The organism is Streptococcus sp. NLAE-zl-C503, from assembly GCF_900104285.1.
Lineage (GTDB): Bacteria > Bacillota > Bacilli > Lactobacillales > Streptococcaceae > Streptococcus.
The window spans coordinates 474192-493203 of record NZ_FNJT01000001.1 but is presented as its reverse complement, the minus strand read 5'-3'; the positions used below and the strand labels follow the sequence as shown (position 1 = coordinate 493203).

At 36.6% G+C, this 19012-nt stretch carries 20 protein-coding genes; 19 read left to right on the top strand and 1 reads right to left on the bottom strand.

Translation table 11 applies throughout. The features are described 5' to 3' along the window. The 18 genes from BLS46_RS02390 to BLS46_RS02300 all read left to right on the top strand — a co-directional run bounded on the left by BLS46_RS02390 (nt 1) and on the right by BLS46_RS02300 (nt 17303). Complete coding sequence (locus BLS46_RS02390; RefSeq protein ID WP_180364034.1) at nt 1-975, top strand: nucleoid-associated protein; 975 nt, start codon at nt 1-3, stop codon at nt 973-975. Then, nucleotides 975-1577, top strand: coding sequence for a lysozyme family protein (locus BLS46_RS02385; protein ID WP_084927270.1), 603 nt, complete (start codon nt 975-977; stop codon nt 1575-1577). The genes BLS46_RS02390 and BLS46_RS02385 overlap by 1 nt, the downstream gene beginning before the upstream one ends. Before the next feature lie 86 nt (nt 1578-1663). Then, entirely contained in the window at nt 1664-2638 is a 975-nt protein-coding gene (locus BLS46_RS02380) for a DUF1002 domain-containing protein (protein WP_093585442.1), read from the top strand. A gap of 74 nt (nt 2639-2712) precedes the next feature. Next, nucleotides 2713-4068: a 23S rRNA (uracil(1939)-C(5))-methyltransferase RlmD gene (gene rlmD / locus BLS46_RS02375; RefSeq protein ID WP_093585440.1), complete on the top strand. Its 1356-nt coding sequence runs from the start codon at nt 2713-2715 to the stop codon at nt 4066-4068. Nucleotides 4069-4515: 447 nt separating this feature from the next. After that, nucleotides 4516-5481, top strand: coding sequence for a DUF4365 domain-containing protein (locus BLS46_RS02370; protein ID WP_093585438.1), 966 nt, complete (start codon nt 4516-4518; stop codon nt 5479-5481). Nucleotides 5482-5493: 12 nt separating this feature from the next. Continuing rightward, a complete protein-coding gene (locus tag BLS46_RS02365; RefSeq protein ID WP_093585436.1) occupies nt 5494-5892 on the top strand; it encodes a hypothetical protein in 399 nt (132 codons plus the stop codon). A gap of 529 nt (nt 5893-6421) precedes the next feature. Further along, complete coding sequence (locus tag BLS46_RS02355; protein WP_093585432.1) at nt 6422-7495, top strand: hypothetical protein; 1074 nt, start codon at nt 6422-6424, stop codon at nt 7493-7495. Between the two features lie 79 nt (nt 7496-7574). After that, entirely contained in the window at nt 7575-9074 is a 1500-nt protein-coding gene (locus BLS46_RS02350) for a hypothetical protein (RefSeq protein ID WP_093585430.1), read from the top strand. 162 nt (nt 9075-9236) lie between these two features. Then, complete coding sequence (locus BLS46_RS02345) at nt 9237-10043, top strand: alpha/beta hydrolase (protein ID WP_093585428.1); 807 nt, start codon at nt 9237-9239, stop codon at nt 10041-10043. A gap of 11 nt (nt 10044-10054) precedes the next feature. Further along, nucleotides 10055-10183, top strand: a complete 129-nt coding sequence (locus BLS46_RS09980) for an ADP-ribosylglycohydrolase (RefSeq protein ID WP_093585426.1) — start codon at nt 10055-10057, stop codon at nt 10181-10183. A 108-nt stretch (nt 10184-10291) separates the two neighbouring features. Then, on the top strand, nt 10292-10918 hold the full coding sequence (locus BLS46_RS02335; protein WP_093585424.1) for an SAP domain-containing protein: 627 nt from the start codon (nt 10292-10294) through the stop codon (nt 10916-10918). Nucleotides 10919-11081: 163 nt separating this feature from the next. Next, nucleotides 11082-11963, top strand: a complete 882-nt coding sequence (locus BLS46_RS02330) for a diacylglycerol/lipid kinase family protein (RefSeq protein ID WP_093585422.1) — start codon at nt 11082-11084, stop codon at nt 11961-11963. Nucleotides 11964-12024: 61 nt separating this feature from the next. Then, nucleotides 12025-12516 (top strand): phosphoribosylanthranilate isomerase, encoded by a 492-nt coding sequence (locus BLS46_RS02325; RefSeq protein WP_093585420.1) that lies wholly within the window; start codon nt 12025-12027, stop codon nt 12514-12516. A 175-nt stretch (nt 12517-12691) separates the two neighbouring features. Next, nucleotides 12692-14434, top strand: a complete 1743-nt coding sequence (locus BLS46_RS02320; RefSeq protein WP_093585418.1) for a glycoside hydrolase family 13 protein — start codon at nt 12692-12694, stop codon at nt 14432-14434. A 172-nt stretch (nt 14435-14606) separates the two neighbouring features. Beyond that, nucleotides 14607-14912 (top strand): hypothetical protein, encoded by a 306-nt coding sequence (locus BLS46_RS02315; protein ID WP_093585416.1) that lies wholly within the window; start codon nt 14607-14609, stop codon nt 14910-14912. 12 nt (nt 14913-14924) lie between these two features. Next, nucleotides 14925-15479 carry a DUF6892 domain-containing protein gene (locus BLS46_RS02310; RefSeq protein WP_093585414.1) on the top strand — a complete coding sequence of 185 codons (555 nt, stop codon included), beginning with the start codon at nt 14925-14927 and terminating at the stop codon, nt 15477-15479. A gap of 69 nt (nt 15480-15548) precedes the next feature. Further along, nucleotides 15549-15875: a hypothetical protein gene (locus BLS46_RS02305; protein WP_093585412.1), complete on the top strand. Its 327-nt coding sequence runs from the start codon at nt 15549-15551 to the stop codon at nt 15873-15875. A 273-nt stretch (nt 15876-16148) separates the two neighbouring features. After that, complete coding sequence (locus BLS46_RS02300) at nt 16149-17303, top strand: hypothetical protein (RefSeq protein ID WP_093585410.1); 1155 nt, start codon at nt 16149-16151, stop codon at nt 17301-17303. Between the two features lie 8 nt (nt 17304-17311). On the opposite strand, the gene BLS46_RS02295 is transcribed toward BLS46_RS02300, so the two are convergent. Continuing rightward, nucleotides 17312-18334 (bottom strand): hypothetical protein, encoded by a 1023-nt coding sequence (locus BLS46_RS02295; protein ID WP_093585408.1) that lies wholly within the window; start codon nt 18332-18334, stop codon nt 17312-17314. A 168-nt stretch (nt 18335-18502) separates the two neighbouring features. Between BLS46_RS02295 and BLS46_RS02290 the strand changes: the two genes are divergently transcribed. Further along, nucleotides 18503-18997: a YfbM family protein gene (locus BLS46_RS02290; protein ID WP_093585406.1), complete on the top strand. Its 495-nt coding sequence runs from the start codon at nt 18503-18505 to the stop codon at nt 18995-18997. Nucleotides 18998-19012 lie beyond the last annotated feature (15 nt).

The window sequence follows — 19012 nt, the reverse complement described above, 5'->3', positions numbered from 1 at the left end:
ATGGACATTTATATTAAGAAAGCTATTATCCATCAGTTCAGCCCAGATGATACCGAGTTGTTCTTAGCGGATAAGTTTCTCAATATCACTCCAAAAATCGAAGAATACCTGCGCAAAAAAATCGAACATGTGTATTCAGATGAAGCCAAGACTGGGATTTTCGAAGAAGAAAATCCCTTCTTCAATCACGTCACGGATGATTTGTTGGAGACATCAGTCACACTGGCTAATCTCTGGAAAGAGGAGTTCAGCATTTCTGAAAACCTCAAGACCAATGACTTGGTTTTTGTTCGGTTTTCGAAAGAAGGCGTAGAACATTTCGCTTTCTTGCGAATTGCACTGCGGGAAACCTTAACCCATCTCGGTGGAGAAGTTGATAACCCAATCAAGCTAACTCAGAATAACCTGCCTGGATTTGGAACGGGGGCTGACGAGGCCTTGGTGGTCAATCTTCAAAGTCGCAAGTACCACCTGATCGAGAAAAGAATCAAGTACAATGGGACTTTCTTGAATTATTTTTCAGAAAATCTCCTAGCCGTCGCCCCTAAGATTTCACCCAAGAAATCCATCAAGGAACTTGAAAAAACAGCCCAGAGAATTGCTGAAACTTTTAACACAGATGATTTTCAGTTTCAATCTAAGGTCAAATCCGCTATTTTCAATAATCTAGAAGAAAGTAATGAACTGTCACCCGAGAAATTAGCTAACGACCTTTTTGATAACAACCTGACAGCTCGTCTAAGCTTTATCGACCAAGTCAAGGAAGCTGTACCAGAACCAGTCCAGTTTGATGAAATTGATGCCAGTCGTCAACTCAAGAAATTTGAAAATCAAAAGCTTTCCTTGTCAAATGGAATTGAACTCATCGTTCCCAATAATGTTTACCAAGACGCAGAGTCTGTTGAGTTTATCCAAAATGACAATGGAACCTATTCTATTTTAATCAAAAATATTGAGGATATTCAAAGTAAATAATGTTTAAATTACTACGAAGAGTGCTAATGCTAGCAGTCTTCCTTTTCGCTGTCTATAAAGTCTATCATATCCATCAAGATGTGAAGCAAGTCATGACCTACCAACCCATGGTTCGAGAAGTCCTCAGTGAAAGAGATACTCCAGCCAATGAAGAGCTTGTGCTCGCCATGATTTATACCGAAACGAAAGGAAAAGAAGGCGATGTCATGCAATCTAGTGAGTCTGCTAGCGGTACTACAAATACTATCAATGACAATGTGACGAGCATTCGTCAGGGGATTCAGGCATTGACTGATAATCTCTACCTAGCTCAGGAAAAGGGCGTTGATGTCTGGACAGCTGTGCAAGCCTATAATTTTGGTCCTGCTTATATCGATTTTATCGCTCAAAATGGCAAGGAAAACACTCTCGCCTTGGCCAAACAATATTCTCGTGAAACCGTCGCTCCCATTCTTGGAAATACCACTGGGAAAACCTATACCTATATCAACCCGATTTCTATCTTCCACGGAGCAGAACTCTATGAAAATGGTGGAAATTATTACTACTCGAGACAGGTTCGCTTTAACCTCTATATCATGAAATTCTTTAATTTCTTTTAAGCATCTGGTTTTGCCAGGTGTTTTTCACTATAAGTTTTCTTTAAGATTGTTTTATTACCCTAGAAAGGTAAAGGAGGGAATATCCCATGAGAAAGAAATTCTTTCTAACAAGCGCTGCAGTTTTGTGGGCAGCAACAGCTATGACGAGTGTCCACGCAGCAACAGATGTTCAAAAAGTAATCGATGAAACCTATGTACAACCTGAATATGTGCTTGGCTCTTCACTAACTGAAGACCAGAAAAATCAAACTCTTAGCAAACTTGGCTATAATGCATCAAAAGACACCAAAGATATTAAAACCATGACACCTGATATCTATTCGAAGATTATGAATGTGGCTAATGATGCTAGTCTACAACTCTATTCGTCGGCCAAGATTCAAAAGCTGGGTGACAAGTCGCCCCTAGAAGTCAAGATTGAAACGCCTGAAAATATCACCAAGGTAACGCAGGATATGTACCGTAATGCAGCGGTGACTCTGGGAGTGGAGCATGCCAAAATCACAGTTGCAGCACCTATCCCAGTTACAGGTGAGAGCGCTCTAGCTGGGATTTACTACTCGTTAGAGGCTAATGGTGCTAAAGTACCGCAAGCCAATAAAGACTTGGCTCAAGAGGAGCTAAAAGCCTTGTCCGATATCAATGCCGAAAACAAGGACAAGTCAGGTTACGATGCTAATAAGCTCAATGCGGCTATGACAGATATCAAGGCAGGAATCGCAAAGGCAAAAGAAGCCAAAGGAAATCTGACAGAAGAAGATGTCCGCAAAATCGTTGAAGACACGCTTAAAAACTACAAACTTGATCAGGTTATAACAGGAAACCAGGTCAATATCATCATCAATTTTGCCCTAAACCTCTCAAAGAGTGACATTTTGAATAATGCTGATTTCACTAAAACCCTAAATGACCTCAAGGAAAGCATTGTTTCCCAAGCTGGAGATAGCTTTAAAAATATCAACCTCAACTTTGATGCCAATAAAGCGCTAGAAGACGGGGGCAACTTCTTTAGCTCCCTGTGGAAAGCCATTGTTAACTTCTTCAAGAGTTTTGGTGCTTAGGTCATTTCATGATATAATAGATGGTAACAGAAATGTTGCCGTCTTTTTTTGTCGGCCGATAGAAAGTGAAAAATATGTTAAAGAAAAATGATATTGTAGAAGTTGAAATTGTTGATTTGACCCATGAAGGTGCTGGGGTCGCTAAGGTAGATGGTTTGGTTTTCTTTGTAGAGAATGCTCTACCAACTGAGAAAATCCTCATGCGTGTCCTTAAAGTCAATAAAAAGATTGGCTTTGGGAAGGTTGAAGAATACCTTGTTCAGTCACCTCATCGTAATCAAGATTTAGATTTGGCTTACCTGCGTTCAGGAATTGCTGACTTGGGGCATCTTGCCTATCCAGAGCAGCTCAAGTTTAAAACCAAGCAAGTCAAAGACAGTCTCTACAAGATTGCTGGTATTATAGATGTAGAGGTTGCTGAAACGCTTGGCATGGAACATCCAGTCAAGTATCGAAATAAGGCACAGGTGCCCGTTCGTCGAGTGAATGGTATCTTGGAAACAGGCTTTTTCCGTAAAAATTCGCACGACCTCATGCCCCTTGAGGATTTCTTTATCCAAGATCCTGTCATTGACCAAGTTGTAGTATCCCTGCGCGACTTGCTCCGTCGTTATGATTTGAAACCTTATGATGAAAAGGAACAGTCTGGCTTGATTCGTAACCTCGTTGTGCGTCGTGGTCACTACTCAGGACAAATCATGGTCATTCTGGTGACAACTCGTCCCAAAGTTTTTCGTATTGAACAGTTGATCGAGCAACTAATCAAGCAGTTCCCAGAGATTGTATCTGTCATGCAAAATATCAACGACCAGAATACCAATGCGATTTTTGGCAAGGAATGGCGTACACTTTATGGTCAAGATCACATTACGGACCAGATGTTGGGAAATGACTTCCAAATCGCTGGCCCAGCTTTCTACCAGGTTAATACTGAAATGGCGGAGAAACTCTATCAAACAGCTATTGACTTTGCGGAGTTAAGAAAAGATGATGTGGTTATTGATGCCTACTCAGGAATTGGAACGATTGGATTATCCGTTGCAAAGCATGTCAAAGAAGTCTACGGTGTTGAAGTGATTTCAGAAGCAGTAGAGAATAGCCGGAAGAATGCTGTATTAAACAATATTACAAATGCCCACTATGTCTGTGACACAGCTGAAAATGCCATGAAGAACTGGCTCAAGGAAGGTATCCAACCAACCGTCATCTTGGTTGACCCACCACGCAAGGGCTTGACCGAGAGCTTTATCAAAGCAAGCGCTCAAACAGGAGCAGACCGCATTGCCTATATTTCCTGCAATGTCGCAACCATGGCGCGTGACATCAAACTCTATCAAGAGTTAGGATATGAACTGAAGAAAGTACAGCCGGTGGATCTATTTCCGCAGACGCACCACGTGGAGTGTGTTGCTTTGCTGGTAAAAGCCTAGAAACCTTGTAACGAAAGGGGTTAAGAAAAGACTTGTAGGTAAAGACTTTTCTCGTTTAGTGGGGAAGTATTAAAGTAACCTCTCATATTTTTTCTAGGTTTGATAACTTATTTGAGATTACTTTCTTTTGTAGATTCAAACATGACTTTTATAAAATTTAGTAATTGGATTTCTAACCATAGATTTTATTATTCATTTCTTAACTGTTATTCAACTTTAGAGTTCGCATTGTATTCACGTTTACAAAATTCAAACTTTTCTATTTTTCATAGAGGGAAAGTTGAATCGAGCATAGCATATGAGTTTTCGGAACATTTCTATAAAGTGATTTCAAGTAGTGGAGATTTTAATCAGGCCTGGCAACTAGCTGTTGCAAATTGTACTGAGGCTCCCTTGAATTACATCAATTGTTAGTATATTTAGTTATATAGGGAGGTAGATATTGATATGGCTAGTAGCACTGAGAGGATTGGTATACATCAATGTGGAGTTATTGCAGAAAGAAATAGTTGGATGTTTAGAGAGCAGCCAGTTAATGATATAGGTATAGATGCTCATATGGAATTTGTTGTAGATGGCAAACCAAGACAACACCTTGCATTACAAATCAAGTCAGGACCAAGTTGGTTTAGGGAGAAAAAAGATAACTGCATTATTTTTAGGAACATAAATGAGAGACAATATAATTATTGGACGATGAATTCTCTTCCGTGTATAATTGTTCTGTTTAATCCTGATGATAGTATGTGTATTTGGCAAGAGTTAACTCCTAAAACAATTAAAAAAACTAAAGAGGGAGGAGGCAAAGGATATTATGTGAAAGTTCCTATAAATCAAGTTTTTTTGGATAAACAATCAAATAACCACCTTCTTTCCTATACGAATTTACCGCAACATATTCAAAATTATAACTTTCTGCTATCTCAGAAAAAATTTATGGAAATTATACAAACTGGAGGTGAAGTTAAACTACATTCAACAGAGTGGGTTAATAAGTCTAGTGGTAAAGGTGATACTAAGTTAATTGTTAATGATGGTCAAGAAACTAAAGAGTATGCCTATCCTTATTGGTTTCCGTTTACACCGTATACCGATGTTTTTCCTCGATTATTTCCATGGGCAGATTTTTCTGTTGATGAAGAATTTCTTGAAGAAAGTGATTATGAATTATGGCAACAACTTCATTGTTATTATGATAGTGAAATGGATGATTGGATTGTTGTAGGAGACACATTTGAGCAATTCCGCTCAAAATTACACCCTATGCGTTTCGTTGACCATGCTGGTGAAGTTGCAGAATATATGTTGGTTCTCAGTTTGAATGAATTGGGAAAATCGTTCTTAGAGGTAGAGCAATTTATATCTGAAACTAGACCATACACCAAAGCAAGACCAGAATCAAAAGATGAATAAAGGAGCATAATCATGAAAAAGCTTAAACTTAATAGTGGTATGAAATCAGAAAAAACTATAGATGGATATAGACTAAATCCTACTGAGAAGTATGTAATTAATTTGGAAGATGAAATGGAATTTGCAATATCTACAATGCAAGCAATTCATATGTTTGGTTTTCCCCCAGCATTAAAAAATTGGCATGCTTGGCTATTTGAGAATGGTTTCAGTATGGAAACACCAAATCCAACAAATGAGTTTGTAGCAAAGTTCTATGGAGTTGAACCTCTTTGGAAAACCCCATATTCAATAGGGATTGTAGTAAGAGCAGAAGAGGATGATGATTACTACATTGTCATGGAATGTAGTAGTAAAAATACAGGCTTCAAACACACACAAATTATCCTTACTATGGGTGGCTGTCTGTGAGTGGAATCCTTCCATAATATGATTTCAAACTCTGACTATTCTGTATCGTGCTATAGTATAGAAATTTCTCTCACCACATGTCGAGTGTGTAAGCTTGTTGGTGAAACGCAGTTAATCCTCAAAAGGTTCCCTGAACCCGCCCATGCAACAAGGTGACACCAAAGGTCGAGAAGGTGCCCTGTGGTATAGCTGTCGTAGAGTAAGGAGTATACGACGAAATGATACGGTAAGTCCGAACCGCCGAGTGTGGTGATGCCTTTAACCGACTAATATAGGATTGTAGAGATGGTAAACTGGATAGGATTTTGGTTAAGTTTAGTAGTCATTTTTACAGGAATATCATGTGCCAATTTCTCGACAACATCACAATCTCAGGAAGTGGGCAGATTCCTGTAACCTTTCTAGAAGGAACAGAAGTTGACTTGTAGGAGACTGCAATCGAAAGGTTGCGGTTTTTTGTGTTGTTTTGTGGTATAATAAGCTAAAACGATAAACGGTAAGATTGGTTACTAGCTGTAGGAGTTATATTATGGGTAAGTGGACTTGTCAATGCGGATATCCAATGAATGACCATGCTGCCCCAGACCCGAATGCTTTTTCGGTATTCTCGGATGAGTTATGGGAAAAGATAACGGATACCGCAGATGAAAATAATAAGATTGATTATTATGATATTTCTGATACTTCATACTATGCCTGGCAATGTCCAAATTGTCATAGCTTGATGGTATTCGGTGAGGATGAGAATCCAAATTGTTATACTTTCTATAAGTGGATAGATTTAGATCGTAAAGAGAAGGAGCTAACTGATCAAGAGACTGATTCAAATTCATCAGATATAGTTTATAGAATTGCATCAGTCACTTTCTCAGAGTTTGGTGAGGAGTACATCTATATTTGTGAGGATGAATCAATCAGGGAAGACCATTTTGTGGTTGTACCTGTTGGAATCAACAATGTCGAAAAGGTTGCTCATGTTGTGAAGATATTTCAGGCTTCGCAAAAAGACCTCTCATATCCAATTGACAAGTTAAAGCATGTGATTAAGCGTTATTCTGATTTTGATAAAGAGAAAGCAAAAGAGATTGCAGCTGAATTATTAAGGTCAGGTCGATGTTTGCAAATAGATGATTTTTCCAAATCATTAGTAGCAGATGACTATTTAGATATTTTGCACAATAAACTTGGATACTGGTGGTTGGAACTGAATGGCGTTCCCATTCCAATGAAGGTTGTCCTATTGAATACCAATTATGAAAAGTATCACGTTGACTGCGCTATACATATCAAACCTTTCAAGATGAATTACAGTACTTTCCAATCGTTAAAGTTATGTACCGACTTTGAGATTGACGCTTCTCGATGGGTTGATGTCATTTCTGACGATTATGTTTGGGGAAATTCCTGGGAACTTGATGGTATCCAGTTTGGGATAACCTGTCAGGAATCATCAGAGGAGGATGAAGTGACACTTGGCAAATACAGCCGTGTCCCATATTATAACGACTGGCATCCAGATTTGAGCGAGAGATATGGCTTTAATGTAGCTTGGAAACCACATGAATCTGATGAAGACTTGTCGGTAGACTTTTACATTTCTTAGAGTAATAAATTCGTTCAATAATATAATCACAAAGCCAGTCTAGTTCCGATCATTCTAACTACTTTAAAGGATTAATTATATGTTTGATACAACTGAGTCAGGTTATTACAATAACGGTGAATCATTTTTTATTAATGGTGGACTACATGATAAGAGTTTACATGAATTATTACCGATAATTCAACATGAGACTGTTCACCATCGAATTTTCCATACATCTTCTTTGGGTCTACTATTGATAATGTTTGAAAAAATATCTCTTACAGATTCTACTAGAGATGAAATTTTACAAGGGGTTAGTAAATATTATAAAAGAATGCAAGAGCAGCTTGCTACATATATAGAAATGTTGAGACTCCTTGAGAAATCTGGAGTGGAAGCATTTAAAAATGAAGCAATATACATGAGAGAATATAATAAAGTATATTTCAATTATTTTAAGAATCTTTCATATAAGAACAAGCATCTTGGTTATTTTCGGATTATCAATTATACAACGGAAAAAATACAATCATTGATTAATTGTCTACTATTAATTGGTAGAGATGCGTTTAATATTGATGTTACTAAATTTGGTCTAGAATCTATAACAACTCTTTCTCAGTTACAAACTGTAATGTCAGAAGGTCGTTGTTCTAGATGCAATTCTTACAATAAATGTAGTTGTGGCATAGAGCGTCGACTTGACTTCAATCCCAATAGGAGATTTAGTAAATTAATACAAACTATATCATGGATTAATGGAGAGTTTGAGTATGATCAGAGTGTGATTGAGTGTAGCACTCTGGAAACCAATGGAATTGATGATTATATTAAAATTGTAGAGCAAAATTATCCTTCAAATTTCATGGTGCGTAACAGATTAAGTAGTTTTTATTTAAAAGAGGATAATTCAAATACCTTCGGTTTACCCGATTTAGCACATTCTTTCCCATTTTTAGAAATTAGTGGGGAGAACTATGATACTCCAGAGATAAAGTACATTGCTAATCCAGAAGAGTTATTTAGTTTAGATAATATACAGTATATTAATGTAATTCCTTCAGGCCTTTTGTTAACGGTAAACGTCGTTTTATCGAACGGAGAAAATTATTATTGTATGTACGTTGATGACGAGTTGAATAGTGGTTTTTTACTAGTTTTACAATTGGCCTATCGCAATAATGCAATATTACAATTCCATGATTTTTATATTTTTAAATATCCTAATTGGAAAGACCTATTAGCTGCTTTACCAAACACTAGCTATATCTTAATTTCTAATTCGATTGCTGCAAGCGCTCAAAATATACAAAAATATTTTACTGGAGTCGAGTTCACGATTGTAAATATGGATGGCTATAGTATACTGGTGATGAGAAATAATACACTTTTTTTGCTTCAGCCCATTATTAGTCAACTATCAGATATAATCAAAAATACTTTCACAAATTATAATTCTAACATTTTTATTGAAAGTTTTGATAATCACAATGAAATTGTGGAGATAGGTAAGGAAATGATGCTTGGTAATATTTTGGCTAAAAAGGTGTCTAAAGTCGATCTTGAAGATAAAGTAAAAAAAAGTTTGGGTCTTTAGTATGTTTTTCGTACAACAGTATTATTTAAAACTCTATCAATCCCCTTTCGTTCTATAGTACAGGAGATTGCTATCGGCACATGTTGAGGCGGTATCACTGCTTGTAAAAGCTGATTAAACATGGGTGTAGCTAGTGAAAGTCCTACAGTGAGGAGTTTAAACATGAAATTCCATGAATTTGGTGATAAGAATTTGCCTCCTATTTTACTGATACATGGTGGTGGCAGTTCTTGGTGGAATTATCTTCGTCAAGCACGAATCTTGTCAAAAGAATACCGTATTATCCTACCCACTTTGAATGGCCACGGCGAGGAATATCAACTTGATTATGTTTCTACTGAAGATTCTGCTTTTGAGATTCTAGACTATATAAAAGCAAACTGTGGTGGGAAATTGTTTGCAATCGGTGGTGTTTCACTTGGTGGTCAAATTGCTATGGAGCTTTTGTCAATAGACAGAGATATAGCTGAGAAGGCCATCATAGATGGAAGCCTCTGTATTCCTCAACCAAGTTTAGCTAAAATCAGCATTTTTCTAGTGTCTCTATTTGGTAAACTAATGTTCAATAAATTCTCTTGCAAACTTCAGTTAAGCATGATGAACAAACTCTATCCAAAACGGGCTTATCCAGAGGAAATAAAAGCTTATTATTTGGAGGATTTGCCAAGGACCCCTGTCAAAACATTGGTGACCATTTACAAAAACTATATAGGATGTTACAAGCTGAAAGATATGATTTCTGCTAGCAAGGCTCAGGTTCTGTATATTTATGGTGAAAAAGAATTGAACTGTGTGAAAGAATCAGCGAAATTATTTCATCAGCTACATTCAAATACAATTTTGTATGAAGCAAAGGGGTATAACCACGGTTATTTATCAGCTTACCTGCCTTATGAGTGGATTGATTTGGTGGTGCCATTTTTAAAGAGTGATTCATTAGAAATGTGTAACGAATCTGATATGCCATAAGGAGGAAACATATGCTAGGAGCAATAGTTGGAGACATTGTAGGTTCAGTTTACGAATGGAACAATATCAAAACGAAGGTTTTTTCTTTATTTTGTGAGGATTGTTTTTTCACGGATGATACGGTAAGTCCGAACCGCTGAGTGTATGAGCTTGTTAGAGAAACGTAGTTAATTCTCAAAATAAAGAAACTAAAATTCCTTTATTTTGAGATGACAACATAAATTGTCTTTGAGGAAGGAGGTGTTATATTGATAGAAAGCAGACCTGAGTTTGATAAAATCATATCCTTTGATGAGTTTAATAAATACTATTGGTATCGTGATGAACTTTCACAGATATGCAAGTCATTAGGTCTTGAAAATAGAGGTACAAAACAAGAACTAAATGATATTATTGAGCAGTACTTTAAGGGCAATTTGATTAAAAAATCATCAATAAAAAGGAAAAAGAAACAAGTAGAAGTCGTTACCTTGGACACACCCTTGCTTGAATGTGGATTCTCCTTTAATGCACACTTTAGAGAATATTTCTCAACTTTAACAGATGTTTCGCCATTTAAATTTACTGCTGATATGGCGACAGCTTGGAGAAAAGTAAAAAGAGAACATGATTTGAGTTTTACAATCCAAGATATGCTAAAAGTTTATTATGGAAATTCAGATTATGCCAAGTATGATCATTCGGTTTGTCAATGGAACCAATTTCTAAAGAATTTCTGTGCAGACGAAAATAGTCGAAATTACTCGAATAAACTAAAAGTAGCTTCTATTCTTTGGAAAGAAGTTAGAAATTCAAGTAATGAAAAAATTTATTCAAAGAATCTTTTGACTAAATATGCTGATAAAATAAAAGAGTATGGCGAGGTAGTTAAATAGAAGTGACTTGCTTTTGATAATCTGAATTTTAAACTAGCTATTATACATTAATGCCCAGTACGTCAAAGTTCTTTTTTCTGAGTTTTCATTATATAATAGCATTATATGTAATGATAAATGTAGCTACGCTAATATTTCTATTTAAAAATTAAGGAGAAAATCAATGAAAAAAGCAATGGTAATTATCAACCCTACCTCTGGTGGGGAAAAGGCTTTGGATTATAAGGTCAAGCTGGAGAATAAAGCCAAAGATTATTTTGAGCATGTGGAAACAAAAATTACCGAAAAAGCGCTGGATGCAACATACTTTGCTGAGGAAGCTTCTCGTGAGCAGTACGATGCAGTGGTTGTATTCGGTGGAGACGGGACTGTTAATGAAGTCATTTCGGGTATTGCTGAGAGAGACTACATTCCTAAGTTAGGGATTATCCCAGGCGGTACGGGTAACCTCATTACGAAACTTTTGGAAATCAATCAAGACATCGATGGCGCGATTGATGAACTCGATTTTAACTTAACCAACAAGATTGATATCGGTAAAGCGAATGATAACTATTTTGGTTATATCTTTAGTATCGGTTCTCTTCCAGAAGCGATTCACAATGTAGAGATCGATGACAAGACAAAATTCGGTATTTTAGCTTACGCTGTAAATACCATGAAGTCTGTCATTACAGATCAGGTCTTTAACATTAAGGTTGAGACAGAAAATGGAAATTATGATGGCGAAGCAAGTCATGTTTTGGTCCTTTTGACAAATTACTTCGCTGACAAGAAAATCTTTGAAGAAGACAAAGATGGCTATGCCAATATTTTGATTCTAAAAGATGCTTCTCTATTCTCTAAATTATCCGTCATTCCCGATTTACTAAAAGGGGATGTTGTCGGCAATGAACATATTGAGTATATCAGAGCGCGTAATATTAAAATCTCTTCAGATAGTGAATTGGAGTCAGATGTTGACGGCGATAAGTCGGATAATCTACCTGTAGAGATTAAGGTACTAAGCCAGCATATTGAAGTCTTTTCACAACCGAAAGAGTAGAAGGAAAACTAGTTTATCTTTCATTGAGAAATAAAGTTTTATATCAACGATTGGAGGAGGGATGAATTCTCTATTTGATGAATTCCGAACAATTTGTTCTCATTTAAACCAAGTCGGAATCACACCGACGCTTATGGGGTCTTTGGGGTTTGAATACCGTTCAAATGAAGATTGGGAGCCGTCTGACATTGACATTCATGTCTCTGGAGATCCTAGAGGCTGGGATGCGCCTGATCATCTCAGAATTTATGACTGGGACAAGATAATGAAAGTGATGAACCACTTAGGCTACACTTTAATAGATCTTCATGAGCATGAATTCCAAAAAGATGACTTGAGTGTTGAATTTGGAAGTATCGATTCCTTACCTGATTTTGCAGGAGTTTCGGAATCGGATATAGATCTTATTCATCTTGAGAACATCACTTTTCGTGTTCCAAGTCTGGAACAGTATCTAAGTATTTACAAAGTTTCTTCTCAAGACTCCTATCGAAACAATCAAAATAGCAATAAAGATTTTAAGAAGATTGAATGGCTGGAAAGACATTTGTAAATCATCATTTAAAAGTAGTAAGTTGTGAGATTTACTGCTTTTTTATTTTCATAAACAAACTATTGGAAAATACAAACGAGCCTTGCAAATAAGATTTTAAAGTAGTATACTGGAGTTATAATTATGAAAACGTTTGCGTCGCAGATGAATGAAAGTAAATCAGGAGACAAATACAGTGGAATTAACAGCTATTTACCATAGACCAGAGTCGGAGTATGCTTATCTTTATAAGGATAAGACAATGCACATTCGTATCCGGACCAAGAAAGATGATATCGAAAGCATCAACTTACATTATGGTGATCCTTTTATCTTTATAGAGGATCGTTATGAAGCAATTAAGGAGATGAGGAAACTTACCTCCGATGCTTTGTTTGATTACTGGCAAGTGGAGGTTACAGTTGGCTATGCACGACTCCAGTATCTCTTTGAACTCAAGGATAAGCAAGGTCGGAGAATCTTATACGGCGATAAGGGGTGTGTTCCAAACACGCTTGAAAATCTTCATTATGAAGGAAATGGTTTTAAAATACCGTATATCCATGAGATTGATGCTTGCCATGTTCCTGACTGGGTAGCAGAGACGGTATGGTACCAGATTTTTCCTGAACGCTTTGCTAATGGCAATCCTAAGATTTCACCAGAAGGAGCTCTAACTTGGGATTCCTCTATCAAACCAAAGACGAGCGATTTCTTTGGTGGTGATTTACAAGGCATCATTGATCATCTGGATTACTTACAAGACTTAGGAATTACTGGGCTTTATCTTTGTCCCATCTTTGAATCTCCAAGTAATCACAAGTACAATACGACGGATTATTTTGAAATTGACCGTCATTTTGGAGACAAGGAAACCTTCCGTCAACTGGTGGATCAAGCCCATCAGAGAGGCATGAAAATCATGCTGGACGCTGTTTTCAACCATATCGGAGACCAATCTCCACAGTGGCAGGATGTTCTCAAACATGGTGAAGATTCTATTTATAAAGACTGGTTTCATATTCAAGACTTTCCAGTCGTTAAAGAAAATCTTGTTAATAAAAGAGAACTATCCTACCACACCTTTGCCTTTGAGAGCTATATGCCTAAGCTCAATACGGCAAATCCTCAAGTGAGAGACTATTTGTTGAGTGTTGCGACCTACTGGATTGAAGAATTTGATATCGATGCTTGGCGCCTGGATGTGGCCAATGAAGTCGATCACCAATTTTGGAGAGATTTCCGTAAGGCTGTCTTGGCTAAAAAACCTGACCTTTATATTCTTGGAGAGGTCTGGCACACTTCTCAGCCTTGGCTAAATGGCGATGAATTCCACGCGGTCATGAACTATCCTCTCTCTGACAGTATCAAGGATTATTTCTTGCGTGGGGTCAAGAAGTCCCATCAATTTATCGATGAGATCAATAGCCAGTCTATGTACTATAGACAGCAAATTTCGGAAGTGATGTTCAATCTCTTGGATTCGCATGATACGGAGCGTATTTTGGCTACAGCCAAGGGAGATGGCCAACTTGTTAAGTCTGCCCTAGCCTGCCTCTTTTTACAAAGAGGAACACCGTGTTTCTACTATGGAACCGAGTTAGAGTTAGACGGAGGGCCAGACCCAGATTGTCGTCGTGCTATGCCTTGGGAACGTGTTTCCGAAAGCAATGAGATGCTTAATTTCATGAAGAAATTGATTCAGTTTCGTAAGGATGTTTCAGGCATTATCCAACATGGAACCTACAACCTGAAAGAAATCAAGCCTGATGTACTAGCTCTAGAATGGAATTATGATGGACAAAAGGTCCGAGCAATTTTTAACCAATCAACTGAAAACTATCTTGTAGAAGACAGTGATGCTGTAGAGTTAGCAAGTCATTACCAAGAATTGGAGCAGCAACTGGTGATTTTGCCAAAAGGATTTGTGATTCAATAAAAAATGTAATCAAAAAGACTGTAATGATGGGCAACCATTCGTTCCAGTCTTTTTTCTGTTTATGTAGTATAATAAAGGAAATACCATAAGCAAAACCTTAGAAAGAAGAGAACGATGAACATCTGGTCCAATCTTTAAAAGAAAAGTTCACTGACCAAATGTCTTTGAAGAAATGTGTGGTACACTATTTGATGAGGAAATGATTTTGTTTGAAACGGGAACATTTACTAGGTTATCAAACGATCCCTTGTTCCAAATCTCCTTGGTTCGACAAGTTCCTAATGACGATGAAGAATTTTACCAAGTCCATTTAGATATTTTCTATAAGCTGACTAGTGAGAATGCAGAGTTTATCGGGTCTATATGGGACGAAGATCTTGATGAGAATATCTTTGACTATATTCGGAACTCTGAGATCTTTGCCGATGCTAAAGAAAAGGAATACCTCAAAGTAAAAATTTATTTAGATGAAACTTAGTAAGGAGAAATCATGTTTAGTTTTTTTAAGCGAAAAAGAAGCAAGTGGTTCAATCAGGAGTCACATGACAAGGCTAAAGAAAATCAGACTGTTTCTGAAAAGAAACTTGATTTAGAAAATGATGAAACAAAGGTGGATTCTGAACAAATCCTCCATTTTGATCATTTAAACTTTAAATTGGCTGTCATTCAGGTCTTAATGTACGATTTAGAAGTGCTTGAACCATCTTTTGATATTTATGATTTTGCTGATCAATACAGTACAGAAGAGATTGATATTGAAAGCATGGAAGTTATAAGACCGGCTCTTGAGTATTTTGAAGCATTATCTATTCCTAAAAAATATGCTGAAGAGGTCAAAGAAATTTACATGGATGGTGGAAATGAGATTTATATGAATATCATTCCACAATGGGATGGAGAGGATGAAACATTTGATTTGAATGAGCTCAGCTTATCCGAATTGCAACAATTTCCAAATTTAAAAGAAGCAACGATTTTAAGTAGCAATTTTGATAGCGTGAAAGAAATCTTCGATGTGGCTGGTATTGAAGTGGATCTATTATAATGTTAGTTATCAAGTCAATTCATGTTAAAACAATAATTTGCTCTCGCTTTAAAAGGAGTATGAAAATCAATGGATGCCAACACACTTAGAGTTGTGAAAATAGATAAAGAAGCACTTTATGAATTTATCTATGAAAACTTTATAGCACAGCAGGAAGAATTGTTAGACATATCCAAATCTGAAGTGATGAATGATTTTGCAATAGATTGGGAAAAAGGGGAGTTTCTATTTACTGCGCATAGACAGGAAAACATGGCTGGAGAATTGATTTCCTTACCAGAAGGACTAAATGCGGAAACATTACTGGAAAACTTGTCTGTTACAACTGATTCTGTACTTAAACCAAATCAAATCTATAAAGATTATTCATTTGACGATTTGAGCAAATTTATTTGATGAGAGTATTTTATATCACAGAGGTTGCAGATGCTAGAGTGCGGTGAGTTACAGTTAATTACAAGAGAAAAGTGTGAAAAAATACAATTCAAATCTGAGTTTACTCAATCTAGTGTAACTTACTCGAATTTAAATAGTCAAACTAGTGTTGAAGAAGTGAAGAGTTTATTTTCCACTCATACTATCATTAGAAGGAAGCAAGTCAAAGAATTCAACTTATAAAAGTCCCTTTATCGTAGAAAATACTGATTAGATAGCAAGGAAGAGAAAAAAATGAAACTATTTAAAAAAATTTCCTGTCTATTTATTATTATAGTTGGCGCCCTTCTACTAAGTGCCTGTACCTCGCATAAAGAAGACAAAGAGCGACTGGTTCGATATCTCAATAAGGTCTATGGAGAAAATACTTATGTGATGAAAGAAGATCCCAGTCATCCCTATTATTGGTTTGTGACATTGAAGGATTATCCAAATATTCCCTTTACTTGTAGTGTGTCCCATGATTGGCTAGCAATGGGATCACCTTTTATTCATTCTGATTTTGAAGAAACCTTCTGCACAAGAGCTCTTGCGGAATATAAGGAAGATCATAATCTAGGTGATGATGTCCTTTCCTATCTGCATCCTGTAAATTTTGTCTATTCTACAGAAGTAACAAATTTAGATCAACTAAAAGAATCCTATGACAAGATGTTGGACTTTATCAACTATACTAGCCTGAAGTATCCTATTTTAGTAGAAACTGATTGTTTCGGGGTACGAATGGATATCAGTGGTATTCGATTAAAGAGCTCGAGGAGGAATCTTGATGGGTCAATCGATACCGGTATTTATCAACAAGTTTGCAATGCAAAAAATGGGAAATTAAACATAAGACCTTTTGAGGAAATTCGTCAAGAATTGGAACCCCAACTACGAACACACCCTGAGAATTCAAAGGGATTTGTATTTATAGTAAACACGACTTCCTTTGTACTGGGGAGCGATACACTCGATGATTGCTTATATAAGCATTTCGAATTATCATCTACCACAGTAGAAGAACTTCAAAAGATCAAGTTGCAACCTGGAGAAAATAGCGAAAACTATATATTGTCCAAAGACTATAATGATAATAGTTTAGAGTATTATACAAAAGTTACAGTGCAGGTGAAAAATCTAAGTGATAAGGAATGTTCTGTTTTAGATGGAACGTTGGTGAAGGCTGTCATCTCTGATCCAGCAAGTATGTATATTGGAGATGTCTATTTTGAATTTGATAAAAGAAAAGAATTAACCGCTGATTTATATGATATGCTTGGAATAAAAAGGCCCTCCACTAGTGAAGAGGAGAGCGACGGAGTTCCCTATAAAAATATAAGAGTTTTATTTAAGATGAAGAGCTATTTCAAAGAGATAGACAGAGTTACATTATCCTATCAGGAGTAGGGATTTTCTCACTCCCAGATTGTATGCTGGACTCTTACACCGTATCGATAGGGGGACTGATCACTATTGAAATTCGCCACAAATTGATAGCTGTTCCATAGCACATAGTCAGCAGTTTGCAGCCTCAGACTGAAGTAGGTGTCCTGTTTTACTTCTTTAGCATCAGCAGGTTTCAGTGAAAAGATATCTGTTAATTTTTTTGTTTTAAAGTCATTGATTGTAAGTTTGGAGAGGTCTTGGTTATTGATGTTAACTTGGGAGAGTTGCGGGCTCTCTGCTAAGATTTCATAGTATGTAACCACGCAGTTCGCGAGTTTATCAGTGTCTTTCCACTTTGGTGTAATGCTCATAAGACCGTAAGATTTACCATCTCGGACTATTTCAAGTAGTTCTCCGTAGTAGAAGTGGTCATTACGTTTGTTCACAATCTCGCTCTCAGGATTTTTTCCAGTAAAGCTGAAACCCTGATCCAGTAGTTCTGAAGCCCTTGTTTCTCCGACCACCACATTGGTCTTATCGATTTGTATTCCAAAAGGTCGAGCAGGAAAGCCAGTAATGAAGATGCAAAAAGTAAAGATGAAAGCGGTCAAAAAGACAGCACCAACAACCGCATTGGATGATGAATAGCGGTGATGGTTTTTCTTTGGACGCTTTACTATAAATAACATTAAGTTGATAAGGTTTCTAAACAGCATACTTGCTACAACAATGGCAAATTGAGCCTTTAAACAAGTATAAAAAGCTGCTGGAAAATTGTCCATTTTAACATATAATGCCACTAAAGTGAGGATATTAGCCAGAACAAAATAGAAAATAAATAGGTTTACTTCTTTAAGAGCGTCCCGATTAGTGATATCTTCATATTCAATATGGTAGCGTCCTTGAAAACCTTGCCCAAACTGATACATCCACTTAGGAACCTCCTCGCCGGCTCTAACGGCACTCGCCAGTTTAAAATAGAGATAAATCGTACAGACTAAGAAAAGGTAAAAAATAAAATAAAAAGTCAAAGCAAATATAAAAAAGCCCATCGCTATTCTCCTTTTTAAACTATAATCCACATTTTGGATACACCTTTATTATAACACTTTATAGGGAAAACATCTGAGGATACAATAAATCAGGCAAAAACTAAACCTGGGCGAAATTGAGCTTATATAAAAATGTCATTCAACATAGAAATTTTGGAGGAAAAACAAATGGGAATGATTGCTAATTATAGATATATCAATGATCAGTATTTACATCAAATGAAAAGTTTTAATGCTGAAGAAGATGATCAATTTGAGATAGTAGAGGAAGCAGAACTTTTACTTGATATAGATAAAATGTGGGATGTTCTTCATTTTGTGCTTACAGGTATTAGCACTTCAAATCCTAATGGAAATGATCCTTTGAGCGTTGCTGTTTTGGGTGTGACACCCCTTGAAAATGTCACGGAATATATTGCTTATACAGAAAAAACAAAAGTAGTAGAGATTTGTTCAGCTTTGGAAAACTTTGATATTGAAGAAGCCATGGCGCATTTTAGTATGCAAGCTTGTAAAAATGCAGATCTTTATCCCGATATTTGGGATTATGATGACGAAGAGGAAGAGATTGAAGAAGAAATCTGCGAGTATTTCCAAGCAATGAAAGATTTTTACAAGAAGATTTTAGAGCTCAATGGCAATGTCATGGTCACTATTTGTTAAAAGGTTTATCAAACG